Origin of the sequence: Streptomyces sp. NBC_01296, assembly GCF_035984415.1 — a bacterium.
Classification (GTDB): Bacteria; Actinomycetota; Actinomycetes; order Streptomycetales; family Streptomycetaceae; genus Streptomyces.
Genome location: NZ_CP130720.1, coordinates 3,705,298 through 3,723,900, shown reverse-complemented (window position 1 = coordinate 3,723,900; position 18,603 = coordinate 3,705,298). Strand labels below are relative to the sequence as shown.

Annotated in this window: 18 protein-coding genes and 1 pseudogene; 12 read left to right on the top strand and 7 right to left on the bottom strand. The window is 72.1% G+C overall.

The window, feature by feature from the left end; translation table 11 throughout:
- Positions 1–108: 108 nt before the first annotated feature.
- On the top strand, positions 109–1,761 hold the full coding sequence (locus OG299_RS16520) for a hypothetical protein (RefSeq protein ID WP_327361880.1): 1,653 nt from the start codon (positions 109–111) through the stop codon (positions 1,759–1,761).
- A 316-nt stretch (positions 1,762–2,077) separates the two neighbouring features.
- Here OG299_RS16520 and OG299_RS16515 read toward each other — a convergent pair.
- The 3 genes and pseudogenes from OG299_RS16515 to OG299_RS16505 form a co-directional block, all read right to left on the bottom strand.
- Positions 2,078–2,374: pseudogene (locus OG299_RS16515) on the bottom strand (chorismate mutase); the annotation flags it as partial.
- Positions 2,375–2,519: 145 nt separating this feature from the next.
- Positions 2,520–2,783 carry a DUF7848 domain-containing protein gene (locus OG299_RS16510; protein ID WP_442817592.1) on the bottom strand — a complete coding sequence of 88 codons (264 nt, stop codon included), beginning with the start codon at positions 2,781–2,783 and terminating at the stop codon, positions 2,520–2,522.
- 8 nt (positions 2,784–2,791) lie between these two features.
- On the bottom strand, positions 2,792–2,986 hold the full coding sequence (locus tag OG299_RS16505; protein ID WP_327361878.1) for a hypothetical protein: 195 nt from the start codon (positions 2,984–2,986) through the stop codon (positions 2,792–2,794).
- A gap of 169 nt (positions 2,987–3,155) precedes the next feature.
- Here OG299_RS16505 and OG299_RS16500 point away from each other — a divergent pair, with 169 nt between their 5' ends.
- The 6 genes from OG299_RS16500 to OG299_RS16475 all read left to right on the top strand — a co-directional run bounded on the left by OG299_RS16500 (position 3,156) and on the right by OG299_RS16475 (position 9,303).
- A complete protein-coding gene (locus OG299_RS16500; protein WP_327361877.1) occupies positions 3,156–3,896 on the top strand; it encodes a DUF6879 family protein in 741 nt (246 codons plus the stop codon).
- Between the two features lie 19 nt (positions 3,897–3,915).
- Positions 3,916–4,758, top strand: coding sequence for a helix-turn-helix domain-containing protein (locus tag OG299_RS16495; RefSeq protein WP_327361876.1), 843 nt, complete (start codon positions 3,916–3,918; stop codon positions 4,756–4,758).
- Positions 4,759–4,874: 116 nt separating this feature from the next.
- The gene (gene guaA, locus OG299_RS16490) at positions 4,875–6,467 is read left to right on the top strand and encodes a glutamine-hydrolyzing GMP synthase (protein ID WP_266626347.1); all 1,593 of its coding nucleotides are present in this window, start codon (positions 4,875–4,877) and stop codon (positions 6,465–6,467) included.
- 141 nt (positions 6,468–6,608) lie between these two features.
- The gene (locus OG299_RS16485) at positions 6,609–7,376 is read left to right on the top strand and encodes a class II aldolase/adducin family protein (RefSeq protein WP_266626345.1); all 768 of its coding nucleotides are present in this window, start codon (positions 6,609–6,611) and stop codon (positions 7,374–7,376) included.
- A 153-nt stretch (positions 7,377–7,529) separates the two neighbouring features.
- Positions 7,530–8,780 (top strand): hypothetical protein, encoded by a 1,251-nt coding sequence (locus OG299_RS16480; RefSeq protein WP_389869175.1) that lies wholly within the window; start codon positions 7,530–7,532, stop codon positions 8,778–8,780.
- A gap of 19 nt (positions 8,781–8,799) precedes the next feature.
- Positions 8,800–9,303: a DoxX family membrane protein gene (locus OG299_RS16475; RefSeq protein WP_266996619.1), complete on the top strand. Its 504-nt coding sequence runs from the start codon at positions 8,800–8,802 to the stop codon at positions 9,301–9,303.
- On the opposite strand, the gene OG299_RS16470 is transcribed toward OG299_RS16475, so the two are convergent.
- On the bottom strand, positions 9,249–9,473 hold the full coding sequence (locus tag OG299_RS16470; RefSeq protein ID WP_266626340.1) for a hypothetical protein: 225 nt from the start codon (positions 9,471–9,473) through the stop codon (positions 9,249–9,251). The two genes, OG299_RS16475 and OG299_RS16470, sit on opposite strands and share 55 nt — an antisense overlap.
- Entirely contained in the window at positions 9,460–10,818 is a 1,359-nt protein-coding gene (locus tag OG299_RS16465) for a PspC domain-containing protein (protein WP_327361875.1), read from the bottom strand. The genes OG299_RS16470 and OG299_RS16465 overlap by 14 nt, the downstream gene beginning before the upstream one ends.
- A gap of 131 nt (positions 10,819–10,949) precedes the next feature.
- On the opposite strand from OG299_RS16465, the gene OG299_RS16460 reads away from it, so the two are divergent.
- The 3 genes from OG299_RS16460 (at position 10,950) to OG299_RS16450 (ending at position 14,117) form a co-directional block, all read left to right on the top strand.
- A complete protein-coding gene (locus tag OG299_RS16460; RefSeq protein WP_266626336.1) occupies positions 10,950–12,245 on the top strand; it encodes an ATP-binding protein in 1,296 nt (431 codons plus the stop codon).
- A complete protein-coding gene (locus OG299_RS16455) occupies positions 12,242–12,934 on the top strand; it encodes a LuxR C-terminal-related transcriptional regulator (RefSeq protein WP_266626334.1) in 693 nt (230 codons plus the stop codon). The genes OG299_RS16460 and OG299_RS16455 overlap by 4 nt, the downstream gene beginning before the upstream one ends.
- Before the next feature lie 70 nt (positions 12,935–13,004).
- Positions 13,005–14,117 (top strand): alpha/beta hydrolase, encoded by a 1,113-nt coding sequence (locus OG299_RS16450; protein ID WP_266626332.1) that lies wholly within the window; start codon positions 13,005–13,007, stop codon positions 14,115–14,117.
- A 6-nt stretch (positions 14,118–14,123) separates the two neighbouring features.
- Here OG299_RS16450 and OG299_RS16445 read toward each other — a convergent pair whose 3' ends face one another.
- Both OG299_RS16445 and OG299_RS16440 read right to left on the bottom strand, forming a co-directional pair.
- A complete protein-coding gene (locus OG299_RS16445; RefSeq protein ID WP_266626330.1) occupies positions 14,124–15,167 on the bottom strand; it encodes a C40 family peptidase in 1,044 nt (347 codons plus the stop codon).
- A 137-nt stretch (positions 15,168–15,304) separates the two neighbouring features.
- Positions 15,305–15,658, bottom strand: coding sequence for a hypothetical protein (locus tag OG299_RS16440; RefSeq protein ID WP_266626328.1), 354 nt, complete (start codon positions 15,656–15,658; stop codon positions 15,305–15,307).
- A gap of 89 nt (positions 15,659–15,747) precedes the next feature.
- Here OG299_RS16440 and OG299_RS16435 point away from each other — a divergent pair, with 89 nt between their 5' ends.
- Positions 15,748–16,095, top strand: a complete 348-nt coding sequence (locus tag OG299_RS16435; protein ID WP_327361874.1) for an ArsR/SmtB family transcription factor — start codon at positions 15,748–15,750, stop codon at positions 16,093–16,095.
- Positions 16,079–18,577 carry a DNA helicase PcrA gene (gene pcrA, locus OG299_RS16430; RefSeq protein WP_266626324.1) on the top strand — a complete coding sequence of 833 codons (2,499 nt, stop codon included), beginning with the start codon at positions 16,079–16,081 and terminating at the stop codon, positions 18,575–18,577. Before OG299_RS16435 ends, pcrA begins: the two co-directional genes overlap by 17 nt.
- Positions 18,578–18,603: the final 26 nt, after the last annotated feature.

Genomic DNA, 18,603 nt, shown 5'->3' with positions numbered 1-18,603 from the left:
GATGGTTGCATGTGATGCCCGTCACCCCGCAAAGTGTGCAACTGTGACCCGGCCTCGGCGGTCTCGGTCTTCATGGACAAGCGCATCTCCCTATTGGCAGCTACGGGGTTGGCGACGCTGAGCCTCGGCGTGGCCGCCCCCGCGCTCGCCGCGGAACCCGCCTTCCCGCTCGGCGGCCCCTCCGCCCAGGTGCTCCAGCCGTACCCGGACTCGGGCACCTCGAAGGAGCGGAGCCTTCGCTACCACCTCGACTACGTGGGCCCCGGCAACAGCTTCCCGGGCGAGTTCACCGTCACCGTCGACCTGACCAAGGTCGCCGGGATGGCGTCGGTCCGGCTCGACCCGGCCAAGCCCAGGGCGAACTGCACGACGAGCGCCACCAAGATCATCTGCACGCAGCAGGGCCTCTCGGTCGGGAACGCCGGGAACGCCGGGAACGGCAACAGCTTCGACCTGCTCGTCTCCGCCGCCAAGGACAGCAAGAACGGCGCGAGCGGTGAGATCACCGTCACCGGCAAGGTGACGGGCGCGAGCGTCACGCCGGTCACCACCAAGCTGACCGTCGGCGGCCCCGACCTGCACCTGGGCGAGCTGAAGCCCAAGGCCGAGGTGGTGGCCGGCGAGCAGCAGGACCTGCCGCTGGCCTTCGCGAACCGGGGCACGCTGCCCGCCGGGTCGGTGGCGCTGGAGCTGGACACCTCGGCCGGCCTGGAGCCGGCGGAGACGTACGACAACTGCCGGCGGCAGGACCACGGCGGTATGGGCGCCACCACGGTGTGCCTCGTCGAGGGCGAGTTCCTGCCCGGCGAGTCCTACGGGCTCGCCCCCGACTCCCCGCTGCACCTCAAGACGACCGAGCGCGCCTACCAGGACCGGCTGCGGTACGGGGTCGTCCCCGACCCGGCGCCGAGCAAGGACGCGCCCGAGGACAAGCCGGCCACCGGCAAGAAGCTGAAGCTGGTCAAGGCGTCGGCCGCGGTGCCGGTCACGAACTCCAACCTGGACCCGCGGGACGCCGGGCACGCCGAGAACACCGACCTCGACCCCGGTGACAACGAGCGCAGCTTCGAGTTCACCGCCAAGGGCGCCCGGGCCGACTTCGAGGCGGTCACCGCCTCGCCCTCCGGCAAGGTGGGCGACACGGTCGTGGCCGAGCTCGGCTTCCGCAACAAGGGCCCGGCCGTGATCAGCCTGCGCTCGGGCGAGAGCGTGGCCCGTACGGACATCGTGATGCCGGCCGGCGTGCAGGTCACGGACGTGCCCCGGAACTGCCGCGCGGTCAACGCCGACGGGAGCGACCGGGCGGAGCGGCTGGGCGCGCCGCGCTACTTCTGTGACGGCGGGTCGTTCGCGGACGTCCCCGGTACGTATGCCGACCGGTTCGCGATGAAGATCGAGAAGGCCGTGGCGAACGCCAAGGGCTACGTCACCGTCGGCGAGCCGGTCGCGGGCGGCACCAAGCCGCTCGCCTTCGACCCGGTCGCGGGCAATGCCCAGGCCGCGTTCGTGGTCGAGGTCAAGGGCGCCGCGAGCCCGAGCGCGAGCACCTCGGCCTCCGCCTCGCCGTCGCCGTCCGCGTCCGCCTCGGCGTCGGCCACGCCGACCGCTTCGTCCTCCACCACCGCTGCCGGCGGCACGGGCGGCAACCTGGCCTCGACCGGCAGCTCCGTCGGCCCGGTCGCGCTGGGCGCGCTGGCCGCCGTGGCCGTCGGCGGTGCGCTGTACGTGGGGGTGCGCCGCCGCTCCGGCGGGCACGCGTAGGCGCAGGAACGGAGAACGGCCGGCCCGGGGCGTCCCCTGGGCCGGCCGTCCCCTTTTGGGGTGACCGGGCTGCTGTCCCCTGCCGTCCGGTCATGCGAAGGAGCGAGGTCCCACGACGCACGTCCCCGACGGGCCGTGCGTCTCATCGCTCCGGCGGTGCCACGCGTGGTGCTCGGTCCCGCGCCTGGCTGACGCGGCCATCCACACCAACGAAGCCCGTCGGGGCCGGTCACGGTCCGGACGAGTGACGAACAGGCGTAAGGGGTACGCGGGGCGCACGGGGCGCGTGCGCGGGAGGCGGGGCGGGCGGGCGGCGTCAGACGCGGCCTCGGCACAGCTCCAGCAGGGTCATGGCGAGCGTGGTCCCGGGCTTCCCGAGGGCGTCGCGCCAGTGCTCGAGCACCTCCATCTCGCGCGAGAGGTTCACCCGGCGGCCGCCCGAGGAGATCCGGGCCTCCTGGATGACGGTCGAGACGGCCATCCGCTCCTGGATCAGGCCGATGATCCGGTCGTCGATGGCGTCGATGCGTCCGCGGGACTCGGCGATCAGCTGCGCGGGGGTGGTGGTCACGGTCATGTTCTTACTCCTGTGGGTAGTTCCGGCAGGAGCGGAAACGCCAGAGCGCCCCGGTCCTGTCGGACCGGGGCGCTCTGGGAAGTCAGCGGCTCAAGCGAGCATCACGAGGACCCATGGCGACCGGACCGGCCGGTGCCATAGGTAAAGAGGAAGCTCAGCTGCTTGCGCATGGAGTGGATTATTACCCTCCTCCCCCGTCCCGGCCAACCGGGTTCGGATCGTGAGACGGCTCGGCCGTCCGCGTGACCCGGGCGTGGTCGGTGAACACCCGGCGGAACAGGTCGTGGCCGGTCCGCCCGGTGTGCCGCAGGGCCCAGTCCTGCGCGGCCTCCTGCTCGTCCTGCGGGCCCGACTCCGCTCCGCACCGGTACGCGGCGCAGATGACCTCGTAGGTGATCCCGCCCTCCGGCGCGTGCCGGATGGTGTGCGCCACGTACCGGAACACGGCGCGGCTCAGCACCGACCCCGCTCGCGGTGCGCGACGATCTCGACGTTGCAGTCCGACACCGCCGAGCGGTCCCCCCGCCGGTACGCCTCCGACCGCTGCCCGGCCAGCGCCGCACACACGTCGCAGCCGACGGCCGGTCTCGGGGCGTCGGTGGGCAGGGAGAGGTGGACGGGCGGGCTCATGGTGGTCCGAGTTCCCATGAAATCAACGCTAGGCAAGGGGAGTTGAGGGCGCGAGGAGTCATTCGCGATTATTCGCGCACACTCGGAAGCTATATCCGGAAATTCTCGCGCAGTGTCCTTGAAGCCATGGCGGAAGCGGCGAGCCACCCCCGATGCTGGGCCGACCGGCTACGAGAGGGGCAATGCCATGGCGCGTCGACTGCGGTTCAACGGCACGGGCAGCGGGGTCAACGGGTGCCCGGCGGTCCACGAGGACCTGGACAGCGGTGAGGTCATCGTTCACGGACCGCCGCTCACCGACCCCGAGGACATCGCCCGGCTCCGGCACCTGTCGCCCGGAGAAGTGCCCGTCGTGGTTCCCCGTGAACTGCTGGTCGATTTCGGCCCGAAGGAGGCCAACCGCGTGCCGCACATCATCGACTTGGACGCGTTCGACCGGCTGTTCACGCGGTTCGAGCACGTGACGTGGCGCCTGGAGACCCGGCGCCGCTACGCGTCGGACGAGGCCACCGAGACCTACGCGCAGTTCACCCGGGGCGAGCCCGTGAACTGGGACGGGTCGAATCCGGAGTGGTGCGCCGAGCGCCGTGAACAAGTCGCCCTCGGCAAGCGGTTCGAGCGCGTGCGCATCGTCGACGCCCCGGCGACACCCGGGCAGCTCTACCTGCTCGACAACGCGCGCCGCAACAGCGCCCTCGGCGAGGACATCCGGATCCTGCGGCGCGGCGACGCCGAGCGGCTGGATCTTCCCGAGGAGGACTTCTGGATCCTCGACTCACGGACGGTCGCCCTGCTGAACTTCGACGAGGACGACAACTTCGTGGACGTCGAGCTCATCACGGAGCCGGCCGAGGTGCTCCGTTACGCCCAAGTGCGCGACGCGGCTTCGCACTACGCTGTCCCGTACGAGGTGTTCGAGGCCAAGTGACGGCAATGAGCGGGTACCGGTGAGCACGGACTATCAGCAGGCGCGGGAAGCGCTTGGCATACGGCTGCGCGAACTCCGTCTCGCGGCTGCTGGTGGCCGGCTCACCGGTGCGGCGCTGGCCCGGCGGCTCGGTTGGCCCCAGCCCAAGGTGAGCAAGCTGGAGAACGGCAGGCAGACCGCGACCCCCGAGGACCTGCGCGCCTGGTCCGACGGGACCGGTCAGCCGGAGGCGTACGACGAACTGCTGGCCCGGCTCCGGGGTTTCGAGAGCCACATCCGCTCATGGCGGCGCCAGTTGAGCTCGGGCCACAAACGCGTGCAGGACACGCACCTCGCCGCGCACGGCGACGCCACCGTGCTCCGGGGATGGGAGACGTCCATGGTCATGGGGATCTTGCAGACGCCCGACTATGCGCGGTCCGTCTTCACCCGCTACGCCGAGCTTCAGCAGTCTCCCCGGGACACGGAAGAGGCCGTCCGCTCGCGCATGCGCCGACAAGAGGCGCTGTACGACCCGACCAAGCGCTTCCACCTCCTGATGTGGGAGGCCGCGCTCCACGCCCGGATCTGCCCGCCCGCCGTGCTCGGCGCTCAGCTCGACCGTCTGCTGGGGGTGATCGGCCTCGACACCGTGGAGCTCGGGATCGTTCCCCTCGGTGCGGCGCTCCAGATCCCCCCGGCCACGGGGTTCTGGATGTACGACGACCGTCAGGTCATCGTCGAGACCTGGCACGCCGAGCTGTGGCTGGACGATGCCGACAGTGTCGCCACCCACCTCCGGGTCTGGAACACCCTGCGGGAATCCGCCGTCTACGGGGCCGACGCCCAGCGCGTGATCGGGGAGGCGCGGCGGGCGCTGTGACGGACGTGTCGCGGGACGTCACCGTGACGTGGGCCTCGGATGGTGCGACAAAGTGGCGGCCGGCGCCACCGGTAGAATCGACAAAACAGCCACCTCTTCCGCCGGAAGGCCGCCCCGTGCCAGAAGCACCCTCCGCCGCCCACGACAGCGCCCCGGACACGGTTCTCGTCGTCGACTTCGGCGCCCAGTACGCCCAGCTCATCGCCCGCCGCGTCCGCGAGGCTCGGGTCTACAGCGAGATCGTGCCCAGCACGATGCCCGTGGCCGAGATGCTCGCCAAGGACCCGAAGGCGATCATCCTCTCCGGCGGCCCGTCCTCCGTGTACGAGGAGGGCGCTCCGCGCCTGGACGACGCCGACGCCCTCTTCGGGGCCGGCGTTCCCGTCTTCGGCATGTGCTACGGCTTCCAGCTGATGGCGACCACCCTCGGCGGCACCGTCGACAACACCGGCGCGCGCGAGTACGGCCGCACCCCGCTGGCCGTCTCCAAGGCCGGCTCCACCCTCTTCGAGGGCACCCCCGAGAACCAGTCGGTGTGGATGTCCCACGGCGACGCCTGCTCCGCCGCCCCCGAGGGCTTCAGCGTCACCGCGTCGACGAACGTCGTCCCCGTCGCCGCCTTCGAGAACGACGAGAAGAAGCTGTACGGGGTCCAGTACCACCCCGAGGTCATGCACTCCACGCACGGCCAGCAGGTGCTGGAGCACTTCCTCTACCGCGGCGCCGGCCTCGAGCCCAGCTGGACCACCGGCAACATCGTCGAGGAGCAGATCGCGGCCATCCGCGAGCAGGTCGGCGACAAGCGCGCCATCTGCGGCCTCTCCGGCGGCGTGGACTCCGCGGTCGCCGCGGCCCTCGTCCAGAAGGCCATCGGCTCCCAGCTGACCTGCGTGTACGTCGACCACGGCCTGATGCGCAAGGGCGAGACCGAGCAGGTCGAGAAGGACTTCGTCGCCGCCACCGGCGTGCAGCTGAAGGTCGTCGACGCGCAGGAGCGCTTCCTGAGCGCGCTCGCCGGCGTCTCCGACCCGGAGACCAAGCGGAAGATCATCGGCCGCGAGTTCATCCGCGTCTTCGAGCAGGCCCAGCTGGAGATCCTCCAGGAGGACGGCCCCGCGGTCGCCTTCCTGGTCCAGGGCACCCTGTACCCGGACGTCGTCGAGTCCGGCGGCGGCACCGGCACCGCGAACATCAAGTCGCACCACAACGTGGGCGGCCTGCCCGACGACATCGAGTTCGAGCTCGTCGAGCCGCTGCGCCAGCTGTTCAAGGACGAGGTCCGGATGGTCGGCCAGGAGCTCGGCCTGCCCGACGAGATCGTCCAGCGCCAGCCCTTCCCGGGCCCCGGCCTCGGCATCCGCATCGTCGGCGAGGTCACCAAGGACCGTCTGGACCTGCTCCGCGAGGCCGACGCCATCGCCCGCCACGAGCTGACCGCGGCCGGCCTGGACCGCGAGATCTGGCAGTGCCCGGTCGTCCTGCTCGCGGACGTCCGCAGCGTCGGCGTCCAGGGCGACGGCCGCACGTACGGCCACCCGATCGTGCTGCGCCCCGTCTCCTCCGAGGACGCGATGACCGCGGACTGGACGCGCATGCCGTACGAGGTGCTCGCCCGGATCTCCACCCGCATCACCAACGAGGTGCCGGACGTGAACCGCGTGGTCCTCGACTGCACGAGCAAGCCCCCGGGCACCATCGAGTGGGAGTAGTCCCCACCCGCCGCCCGTGACGAAGCCGCCGTTCCCTCCGGGGAGCGGCGGCTTCGCCGTTGGTATGGCCTGTTGGGGGAGCCGCCGGTACCTTGCGCCGCGAGCCGAGCCGAGCCGAGCCGAGCCGTCGAAGGAGCGCCCATGGCCCAGGAGCCCGCACTCGCACCCCCACCCGTCCCCGTGGACCGGCTGCGGTTCTCGATGCCGCCCGTGCACACCGGGCCGGCCGAGGAGCGCGCGTACCGCAAGGAGCGGCTCGCCGGGGCGCTGCGGCTGTTCGGCCGGCTCGGGTACGAGGAAGGGGTCGCCGGCCATGCCAGCGCGCGGGACCCGGAGTTCCGGGACTGCTACTGGGTGAACCCCTTCGGGCAGGCCCTGTCCGCACTCACCGCCGACGACCTGCTCCTCGTCGACGGGGACGGGCGCGTACGACAGGGGGACCGGCGGGTCAACGAACTGGCCTTCGCCGTGCACGCGGCCGTGCACCGGGCCCGCCCCGAGGCGGTCGCCGTGGTGCACACGCACGCCCCGTACGGCAGGGCGCTGGCCGCGCTGGGGGAGCTGCTCGCCCCGATCAGCGAGGAGGCCTGCGCCTTCTACGAGGACCACGCACTCCTGGACGGGTTCGCCGGTCCGCAGGACGCGGGGAGGATCGCCCGCGCCCTGGGCCCGTACAAGGCGCTGGTCCTGCGCAACCGCGGGCTGCTGACGGTCGGCGACTCCGTGGACGCGGCGGCCTGGTGGTTCGTCGCGGCGGAGCGCGCGGCGCAGGTGCAGCTGATCGCGCGGGCCGCCGGGAAGCCGGCGGCGATCGACCACCGCGCCGCCCTCGCCGCGCGGGAGCGTTTCGGCTCGGATCTCGCCGCGTGGGTCAGCTACCAGCCGCTCCGGCAGACCGTCGCGCCTTGAAAACACTGGGCCGGGCGGGTGACGTCAACATCATGAACGGTTAATCACCTGCTCTGACATCGTGCGCAATCCGGAGCACTGCCGCAGTGGTGCACAATTCGCTGGCATTGCACCGTAGTTCAGAGAGGCGGCACGCACGTGGCTGTCCAAGAGATGTCCCGAAGCACCCACGGCGGCACCTGCACCTGCGACGACTGCCCGCACGGCGCGCAGGAGGGGCACCGGCGCGCGGTCGCCGCCTTCACGGAGAAGAGGGACGAGTTCGCCGCGGGCCAGGGACTGCCGGCGGCGGTGGCCCGCTCGGCCGGGGCCTCCCGGCAGTGGGTCTCCGACGAGCTGACCCTGTCGGCCCGTACGGTCGCCGACCGCGGGCGGGAGGCCGGCAACTCCTGGCTGTACCTGTTCTCGCGGCGGGCCGTGCTCGCCGTGTGGATCGCCGCCGGGGTGCTGCTGCTGGTGCAGGTCGGCACCGCGCTCGGCACCGGCTGGTCCACGGCTCGCACCGCGGGGCTGCTCGCGGCGGTGGTCCTGGCCGGGCTGCTCACGGTCGCCGCCCGCGCCCAGTCGCTGCGCGGCGGCCTGCTCGCCCCGCTGGTCGGCGAGGACAACCGGCTGTCCACCTCGAAGGCGGTGCCGAGCGCGTGGGTGGTGCTGACGGCGTTCGCCGCGCTGCTGCCCGCGCTGCGGCTGGCGGCCTCCTCGCCCGGGCCGGAGCGGCAGGCGCTGTACGCGGGCCTGGCGCTGGGGCGGGCGCTGCCGCTGCTGGCGGTGGTCGCGCTGACCTCGGCCGTGGCGGTGCTGGTGCGCCGGGTGGTCACCGTACGGATCATGGGCCAGCGGATGCAGAAGCTGCCGGCGGACCGGCCGCGCGGCGTGGACCTGCTGACGGACGACGCGGGCCGCGGGAGCTTCCCGGACGCGCAGTACGTGCTGGTCTCCACGGTGGTGCTGGCCTTCGCGGCGGTGTCGATGGCCCGGTTCCCGGACCGGCTGCCGCGGCTGCCGTGGGCGCTGGCCGTGCTGGTGGCCCTGTCGGCGGCGGTGTACCTCGCGGCGAAGTACGCGGAGGTGACCCGTCCGCTGGTGCTGTCGGTGGTCCGCAGACGGGAGCCCGGCGACCTCGACGCGGCCATCCGGCCGGGCGACGACATCGAGATCCGCGGCGTGGGCTTCGTACCGCCGGGGGCGCAGACGCCGGAGATGCTGGCCCGGCTGGTCGTACGGGTCGGGGCGGTCCACGTGCACGTACCGCTGGTGCCGGTCGCGGGCGGGTTCACCAACCCCTCGGACTCGGTCCTGACGGTGCCGGTCCCGGCGGAAGTGGAACCCGGGCGCATCGAGGTTCAGGTGGTCACGGCCGCCGGAGTGGAATCCAACCGTTGCACCATCGACGTGGCCGAGTGAACGGGGTACACATGGGGGCGTGACCCGAACTGATGTCCCTTCCGCCGCCCCGGCCGGACTGCGGGAACAGGCCGCCCGGTACGCCCTGCTGCCGCTGCGGATCTTCCTCGGCGTGACCTTCGTCTACGCGGGCCTGGACAAGCTGACCGACTCCGCGTTCCTGTCCGCCTCCGGCCCCGGCTCCATCGGCGAGCTGATGCACGGCGTGCGCGACACCTCCGCGATCCCCGCCCTGGTGGACTGGGCCCTGCTGTCGCCCGTCGGCTTCGCCGTGGTGCTCGCCATCGGAGAGCTCCTGGTGGGCCTCGGCGTCCTGGCCGGCCTGCTGACCCGGATCGCGGCCACCGGCGGAGCGCTGATCTCGCTCAGCCTGTGGCTCACGGTGTCCTGGCAGGTGTCCCCGTACTACTACGGCAACGACCTGATCTACCTGATGGCCTGGATCCCGATGATCCTGGCCGGTGCGCCCTACCTGTCGCTGGACTCGGTGATCCGGTCGCGCCGGTCCCGGCGTACGGCGTAGGTCACCACCCCGACCAGCGCGGCCAGGCAGAGCCCGCCCATGGTCATCGGGATGACCAGGAACCAGGGCAGGTCGGCCTCGCCGGTCGCGTCGAGCAGGTACAGCACGCCCGCGGCCACCAGGACCAGGCCGGCCAGCAGCCGTCCGGGCTGGAACTCATGACGCCGCACGGGCCACCTCCACCTGTCCCACACCCGCGTTCAGGTGCAGCTCGATCGTTCCCCCGGCCTCGGTGCCGGCGGGCGGCTTGAGGGTCGCCTGCTGGGTTTCGCCGCCGCTCTTGATGCGTACGTCCTGGCTGGTGTCCCCGGGCAGCCTGATGTCGCCCAGCTTCACCGAGACATCGGCCTGCGCGGTGACCTCGCGGGGCACGATCACCTTGAGCCGGCCCGCCTCGACGCCGGCGCGGACGGTCAGGGTGGTGCCCTTCGGCACGTCCAGCCGGCTCAGGTCCAGCGTGGCCAGCCCGGTGCCCGCCGTGTACAGGGGTTTGACGTCGGCCACGGCGGCCGGCCGCCATGCCACGGCCTTCCAGTCGGTGCCGATCTCGCGGGGCAGCGCGGAGGCCCCGGCCAGCAGCCCGGCGGTGATCATCGCGAGGAGCACGGTGCCGAACCCGGTGCGGCCCTTGACCGAGCTGACCGCGAGGCCGAGGCCGAAGACCGCCAAGGCCGAGGCGAGCCCGATCTGCAGGGCGTGCGAGAGGGTGCTGCCCTGCCAGACCGAGGCGGTGGCGGCGCCCCCGGCCAGCAGGGCCAGTACGAACACCCGGCCGCCGATGCCGCCGCGCGGCACCTTCGGGGCGGCGGGCCGCTCGGGCGCAGCCGCGGCCTTGCCGCCCGCGGTGTCCGCCGCCGCCTCGGCCGAGTCGTCCGGACCCCACAGGTATCCCGTGGTCCCGACGGGACCGGTGGTGCCGTCCTTGACCAGCGGGTCCCGCCACCAGGACGGGGCGCCGGGCACGGGCGGAGCCTGGGTCTCCGGCGGGCCCGGGCGGTGCGCCGCCTGGGGCTCCGCCTCGGGGGCGGCGGCGGCGCGGCGGCGCTGCGACCAGTACGAAGCCCCGCCGAGGGCCAGGATGACCAGCACGGAGAACACGGCCAGTCCGCCGTTGTCCAGCATCGACAGGAACAGCGCGCAGCCGACCAGGGCCGCGAACACCGCGGCCAGGGTGGCGCCCTCGACCCGGCCCGTCAGCAGCTTCTTCGCCTCGCTGTCGTCCTCGCCCTCCACGGGCAGCAGCAGCCAGGCGAAGCCGTAGAAGATCAGGCCGACGCCACCGGTGACCGCGAGGACGCCGAGCACGATCCGGAAGATCGCCGGGTCCAGGTCGAAATACCGGCCGAGGCCGCCGCACACGCCGGCGAGGACCTTGTCGCGCTTGCTGCGGCGCAGGGGCGGCCGGTCGGCGGCGCGGTCGGCGGGCCGGTCCGCGGACCCGTCTGCGGCGCGGTCGCCCGGCGGCGGTGCCGCGTCGGCACCGGCCGGCGACGGCGGGGAGTCGTGCTTGGTCATGGATCCATGGTGACGGGCCGCCGCGCCCCGCGGCACCGGGCCCGACCCTGGCACAACCCTGATATCCCCCCTACAGAACTGGGGGGATGCCCTGATGCCCCGCGCGCCGCGCGCGTGTGACCATCAGGAACATGCCCGTTTCCGCCGCCCCCCGTCCCCCGCACGCAGCAGAAGCCGACGAACCGCCGCAGCGCAGGCTCTACCGCAGCGCCGACGGCCGGATGCTCGGCGGTGTCGCGCGCGGTCTCGCCGGGCACCTCGGGCTGCCCGTCATCTGGGTCCGGCTCGCCTTCCTCGGCCTGTTCATGTGGGGCGACGGCCTGGGCGTGCTGCTGTACGCCGCGTTCTGGGTCTTCGTACCGCTGGGCGTCGGCGGGCGCACCGGCCACCGCTCCTTCTTCGAGACCCTCCCCGACGGCACCCGGCGCCTGCGCAAGCCCGACAAGGGGCAGATCACCGCGCTCATCGCACTGTGCATCGGCGCCGGGATCTTCATCTCCAAGGTCCAGGTCGGCGGCGCGTCCGGACGCTACGTGTGGCCGACGCTGCTGGTCGGCGCCGGCGTGGTCCTCGTATGGCGGCAGGCCGACAATGCCCGCCGCGCCCACTGGGGTGCCGCCGCCGGGCGCAACGCCCGCCTCCTGCAGATGGCCCGCGGGTTCGCCGGGGTCGCGCTGGTCGGCGTGGGCCTGACCGTGTTCATCGTCGTACGCGGCTCCGCGGCGCAGCTCGGCAACGTGCTGACCGCAGCCCTCGCCGTCCTCGTCGGCATCGCGCTGCTCGCCGGGCCCTGGCTGATCCGGATGACCCAGGACCTCTCCGAGGAGCGCCTGATGCGCATCCGCGCCCAGGAGCGCGCCGAGGTCGCCGCCCACGTGCACGACTCGGTGCTGCACACGCTCACCCTGATCCAGCGCAACGCGGAGGACGTGGGCGAGGTGCGCCGCCTCGCCCGCGCCCAGGAGCGGGAGCTGCGGAACTGGCTGTACAAGCCGGAGGGCACCGGCAAGGACGAGGCCGAGGAGCCGGCCACCCTCGCGGAAGCCGTCAAGAAGACGGCCGCCGAGGTGGAGGACCACCACGGGGTCCCGATCGAGGTCGTCGTGGTCGGCGACTGCCCGCTGGACGAGAAGCTCGCCGCACAGGTCCAGGCCGCGCGCGAGGCGATGGTCAACGCCGCCAAGTACGGTGGCGAGGGAGGGCCGGTGCAGGTGTACGCCGAGGTGGAGGGGCAGACGGTCTTCGTGTCCGTACGGGACCGGGGACCGGGCTTCGACATCGACGCGGTACCGGACGACCGCATGGGCGTACGAGAATCGATCATCGGCCGGATGCAGCGCAACGGCGGGACCGCACGGCTGCGGTCCGCGCCCGACGGCGGCACGGAAGTCGAGCTGGAGATGGAGAGGGCGGCGAACGCAGCATGACCGAAGAGACCGGCAGCGGGGGAGTGGCCAGGAGCGTTCGGGTGGTGCTCGTCGACGACCACCGGATGTTCCGTACGGGCGTGCAGGCCGAGATCGGCGAGACCGCCCGGACCGGCGTCGAGGTCGTCGGCGAGGCGGCCGACGTCGACCAGGCCGTCACCGTCATCACCGCCACCCGGCCCGAGGTGGTCCTGCTCGACGTGCACCTGCCCGGCGGCGGCGGCGTCGAGGTGCTGCGGCGCTGCGCCCCGCTGATGTCGGCGGCCGAGGACCCGGTGCGGTTCCTGGCCCTGTCGGTGTCGGACGCGGCCGAGGACGTCATCGGGGTCATCCGGGGCGGCGCACGCGGGTACGTCACCAAGACCATCACCGGGACCGACCTGGTCGACTCGGTCTTCCGGGTGCAGGAGGGCGACGCGGTGTTCTCGCCGCGGCTCGCGGGCTTCGTGCTCGACGCTTTCGCCTCGACGGACGCGCCGCCGGTCGACGAGGACCTGGACCGCCTCACGCAGCGCGAGCGCGAGGTGCTGCGGCTGATCGCGCGCGGTTACGCGTACAAGGAGATCGCCAAGCAGCTGTTCATCTCGGTGAAGACCGTCGAATCGCACGTCTCGGCGGTGCTCAGGAAGCTCCAGCTCTCCAACCGGCACGAGCTGACCCGCTGGGCGACGGCGCGCCGCCTGGTCTGATCGCGTGTGACCCACGCCGCAGGGGGCGGGGGCAACCGCCCGGTGCCACGCTGCACTCTTGGGTGGCGTGATGAGCTTGACCGGGATCCCCCTCTTCGCGACGGCGATCGCCCTCACGGCGATCGCCGTCGTCCTGCCTCTGGCCGTGTGGAGCAAGGTGCGCGGCCCCGCCGTCGTACGCGTGTCGACCCGTGCCCTGATGGTGGTGTTCGCCCAGGTCACCGCCGTTGCGGTGGTGTTCATCGCGGTGAACCGGCAGGAGACCTTCTACAACTCCTGGGGCGATCTGCTCGGCACCGGAAAGTACGTCACCGCCGCCCCCGACCTGGGCCCGGACGGGCTCGGCGGGAAGAAGGCCACGGAGGTCAAGGCGGAGCCGAAGGTGCTCCAGGAGTTCCAGCCGGTCGACGGCCTCGGCGGCCGGGTCAAGAAGACCGAGCTCAACGGCAAGATCTCCGGGGTCAAGGGCGAGGTCATGGTGTGGCTCCCGCCGCAGTACGACGACCCGGCGTTCAAGAACAAGAAGTTCCCCGTCGTCGAGCTGATCCCGGGCATACCGGGGACGGGCAAGTCCTGGTTCCAGGGGCTCAAGGCGCACGAGGTGCTGGAGCCGCTGATGAAGAGCGGCAAGGTGCAGCCGTTCATCCTGGTCTCGCCGCGCGCCATGCTGCTGGGCAACGGCGACACCGGCTGCGCGAACATCCCCGGCAAGGTCAACGCGGACAGCTGGTTCAGCGTCGACGTCCGCAAGATGGTCGTCGACAACTTCCGGGCGTCGGACGAGGCCCGCACCTGGGGCGTCGCCGGGTACTCGGCGGGCGCGTACTGCGCCGCCAAGCTGGGCATCCTCCACCCCGACCGCTACAGCGCGGCCGTCTCCCTGTCCGGCTACAACGACCCGGGCCAGGAGCCCACCTCGCTGGTCGCCCAGGACCCGGAGATGCGGCGCACCCACAACCTGAAGGCCCTGCTCAAGGCCGCGCCCACGCCGCCGGCGGTCGCGCTGTGGATGTCGGGGGCCGAGCAGGACGGCTACCTGTCCGGCACGGACCTCAAGTCCATCGCGCAGAACCCGACCACGGTGCACGCGGAGAAGGTGGTCGGCGGCCACAACCTCGACTCGTGGTCGAAGCAGATCCCGCAGACCTTCGGCTGGCTGAACACGCAGGTCAAGGCGCCGTAGGGCCCCTCACGCCGGGCGGGAGGCGCCGGCCCAGGGCATCGAGTCGATGGGGGCCACGCGGACCGTCGAGCCGGGGCGGGGGGCGTGAACCATCTGGCCGTTGCCGATGTACAGGCCGACGTGCGTGACCCCGGAGTAGAAGAACACCAGGTCGCCGGGGGCCAGCTGGTCGCGCGAGACGCGCTGTCCGGCGTTGATCTGGGTGTAGGTGGTGCGCGGGAGGGAGACCCCGGCCGAGCGCCAGGCCGCCTGGGTCAGCCCGGAGCAGTCGAACGAGCCCGGTCCCGTCGCGCCCCACACGTACGGCTTGCCGATCGCCCCGTACGCGAAGGCCACCGCGCGGGCGGCGCGCGTACCGTCCGCAACCGGCGCCGGAGCGGTCGCGGCGCGCGGACCGGCCGGGGCCGCGCCGGCCGACTGGGCCTCGTACGCCGCCCGCTCCTCGGCGGTGAGCTTGGCCAGCAGCCGCTTGGCGGTGGCGAGCTTGCCCTCGACGGTGGCCTTGTACTCGGCGAGCTCGCCCTCGCGGGAGCGCAGGTCGGCGAGCCGGCCGGCGGCCTGGTCCCTCAGCTGTCCGACCTCGTCGAGCTGGCGCCGTACGGAGGAGATCTCGGCGGCGCTGCGGTCGCCGGTCCGGGTGAGGAACGAGGCCCGGTCCAGGTACTCCTGCGGGTCCGCGGCCAGCGCCAGCTGCATGGCGGGGCCCAGGCCGCCGCTGCGGTACTGGCCGGCGGCCAGGGAGCCGAGCGCCCTGCGGGCGGTGTTGAGCCGGTCGGTCTTGCGGGCGGACTCGTCGCGCAGCCCGTCGAGCGCGCGCTGGGCCTCGTCGGCCTTCTCCTTCGCCCCGTTGTACCGCTCGGTCGTCGCCTCGGCCTCCTCGTAGAGCCGGTCCACCTCCGCCTTCACCTGGGAGGGCGTCTGCTGGGGGTCGGCCTGCGAGGTGCCTTCGAAGGCGGTGGCGGTGGCAGCGCCCGCGAGGGCGAGTGTGGCGGCGGTCCGTACGGTGCCGCGGGAGAGCGGGCGCTGCCTGGGCTTTCGGTGACTGGCCACGAGGGCCTCACGTCCTTCCTCGCTCGGGAGCTCGGTGCTTGGAGGAGGACGCTAGACCTGAAGGTAACGGCCGGATGACGAGATGATCGCAAGTGGCCTGACGTGACCCGACGTGACCGGGACGTGGCGCTTGCGGATCAGCGCCAGAGGACGGCGATGAAGATATTGACCACGGTCAGTCCGCCGACCGCGCCGAACAGCGCCTTCTCCACCCGCTCCTCGTCCCGCTTCACGTAGACGAGGGCGAGGACCACGAACAGGACGGCGAGCTTCACGCCGATCTTGATGTTGTTGACGTGGCCGCCGTCCATCTCGCGGAAGCCGACCAGCAGGACGCCGGTGACGAGCATCGTCAGCGCGCCGTGCAGCATCGCGGGCACGAAACGGGCGGTGCCGGCGTTCATCGCCTTCATCTGGGTCAGGAAGCCGCCCAGGAGGGCGGCGATACCGATGATGTGCAGGCCCACGAAGACATTGATGAGTACGTCCATGGCGCCGAGCGTACGGGGGCTCCCGGCCGGCCCGGGAAGCAGGTCGGCTCATCGGAAACGTCCGTACGAGATCTGCGTACAGTGACGGCATGCCTGCCGCCGCCGAGCCGACCCACCCCCGCGCCGAGGATCTCGACCTGGCCGAGGTGCTCGCGGCCCTCGGGCACCCGGCCCGCCTCGAGATCGTCCGCAAGCTCGCCTCCGGCGAGGAGACGTTCTGTGGCGAGGTGGTGCCCGACCTGCCCCGGTCGAGCGTCACGCACCACCTCAAGACGCTGCGCGAGGGCGGGGTGATCCGCCAGAGCCCGCAGGGCCGCAGGCTCTGCCTCACGCTGCGCCGGGACGACCTGGAGGTGCGTTTCCCCGGTCTGCTGGAACTCGTACTGGCGTGTCGGTCCCGCCCTCTAGACTCGGAAAGCGATGAGCAGCCTCTTTGACGACAGTTTCCTGGCGGACCTCACCCCCTCCGACGAGGTCCCTCCGCCGCCCGAGGACCACGCCGCCCCGGAGCCGGGTGCGGACGATCTCTTCGGGGGCCGATTCGACATGGCCGGCGGCAGTGAGGGGAGCGGGGATGCGTACTACCGGGACGGCTCCCCGAAGCCCGTCATCGACCCCGCGACCCTCCTGGACGGGCTGAACGAGCAGCAGGCCGCGGCCGTGGTGCACGCGGGCTCCCCGCTGCTCATCGTGGCCGGCGCCGGCTCCGGCAAGACCCGGGTGCTGACCCACCGCATCGGCCACCTGCTGGCCGCGCGGAACGTCCACCCCGGCCAGATCCTGGCGATCACCTTCACCAACAAGGCCGCCGGCGAGATGAAGGAGCGCGTCGAGGGCCTGGTCGGCCCGCGCGCCAACGCCATGTGGGTGTCCACCTTCCACAGCGCGTGCGTGCGCATCCTGCGCCGCGAGTCGAAGCGGCTCGGCTTCACCTCGTCCTTCTCGATCTACGACGCGGCCGACTCGAAGCGCCTGATGGCGCTCGTCTGCCGCGACCTGGACCTGGACCCGAAGAAGTTCCCGCCCAAGGCCTTCAACGCCAAGATCTCGAACCTGAAGAACGAGCTGATCGACGAGGACGCCTTCGCCGGGCAGGCCGCCGACGGTTTCGAGAAGACGCTCGCCCAGGCGTACGCGATGTACCAGGGGCGGCTGCGCGAGGCCAACGCGCTCGACTTCGACGACATCATCATGACCACGGTGCACCTGCTCCAGGCGTTCCCGGACGTCGCCGAGCACTACCGGCGCCGCTTCCGGCACGTCCTGGTGGACGAGTACCAGGACACCAACCACGCCCAGTACACGCTGGTGCGCGAGCTCGTCGGCACCGGCTACCCGGACCTGCCGCCGGCCGAGCTGTGCGTGGTGGGTGACGCCGACCAGTCGATCTACGCCTTCCGCGGCGCGACCATCCGCAACATCCTCCGGTTCGAGGAGGACTACAAGGACGCGACGACGATCCTGCTGGAGCAGAACTACCGCTCCACGCAGACGATCCTCTCCGCGGCCAACGCGGTCATCGAGCGCAACGAGAACCGCCGCGCCAAGAACCTGTGGACCCAGGCCGGCACCGGCGCCGTCATCACCGGCTACGTCGCGGACACCGAGCACGACGAGGCGCAGTTCATCGCCGACGAGATCGACCGGCTGACGGACGCCGGGGACGCCAGGGCGGGCGACGTCGCGATCTTCTACCGGACGAACGCGCAGTCGCGTGTGTTCGAGGAGATCTTCATCCGCGTCGGACTCCCGTACAAGGTCGTCGGCGGCGTCCGCTTCTACGAGCGCAAGGAGGTCCGCGACGTCCTCGCGTACCTGCGCGTCCTCGCGAACCCGGAGGACAACGTCCCGCTGCGCCGGATCCTGAACGTGCCCAAGCGCGGCATCGGCGAGCGCGCGGAAGCGATGGTCGACGCGCTCGCGATGCGCGAGAAGATCACCTTCCCGCAGGCGCTGCGGCGCGTGGACGAGGCGTTCGGCATGGCCGCGCGCTCGACGAACGCGGTGAAGCGGTTCAACGTGCTGATGGAGGAGCTCCGCACGATCGTCGACTCGGGCGCGGGCCCGGCGGTGGTGCTGGAGGCGGTGCTGGAGCGTACGGGCTACCTCGCCGAGCTCCAGGCCTCGACCGACCCGCAGGACGAGACGCGGATCGAGAACCTCCAGGAACTCGCGGCGGTGGCGCTGGAGTTCGAGCAGGCCCGCGGCGAGGACAACCCGGGCACGCTCGCGGAGTTCCTGGAGCAGGTCGCGCTCGTCGCCGACTCCGACCAGATCCCGGACGAGGACGAGGACGGCTCGGGCGTCATCACGCTGATGACCCTGCACACCGCCAAGGGCCTCGAGTTCCCGGTGGTCTTCCTGACCGGCATGGAGGACGGGGTCTTCCCGCACATGCGGGCGCTGGGCCAGACCAAGGAACTGGAGGAGGAGCGCCGCCTCGCGTACGTGGGCATCACGCGGGCGCGCGAGCGGCTGTACCTGACCCGCTCCAGCATGCGCAGCGCCTGGGGCACCCCCTCGTACAACCCGCCGTCGCGGTTCCTCGAGGAGATCCCGGCGGAGTACCTGCAGTGGAAGCGCACGGGCGCCGCGCAGAAGCCGGCGGGCCCGATGCGGAGTTCGGGGTACGGATCGTCCGGCTCGGGCGGCGGGAAGGCCACGTTCGGCACCTCGCCGGAGGCGTTCCTGTCCTCGTCCCGTACGAAGTCGGGGCCGTCCGGGTTCGCGACGCGCCGGGCCGCCGACAAGCCGGTCATCGCGCTGGCGGTCGGGGACCGGGTCACGCACGACCAGTTCGGGCTGGGCACGGTCATGGAGGTCAGGGGCGCCGGGGCGGACGCGCAGGCCACCGTCGACTTCGGGGACGACAAGCCGAAGCGCCTGCTGCTGCGCTACGCGCCGGTGCAGAAGCTGTAACCAGGGGGCCGGGGCCGGGGGATCGG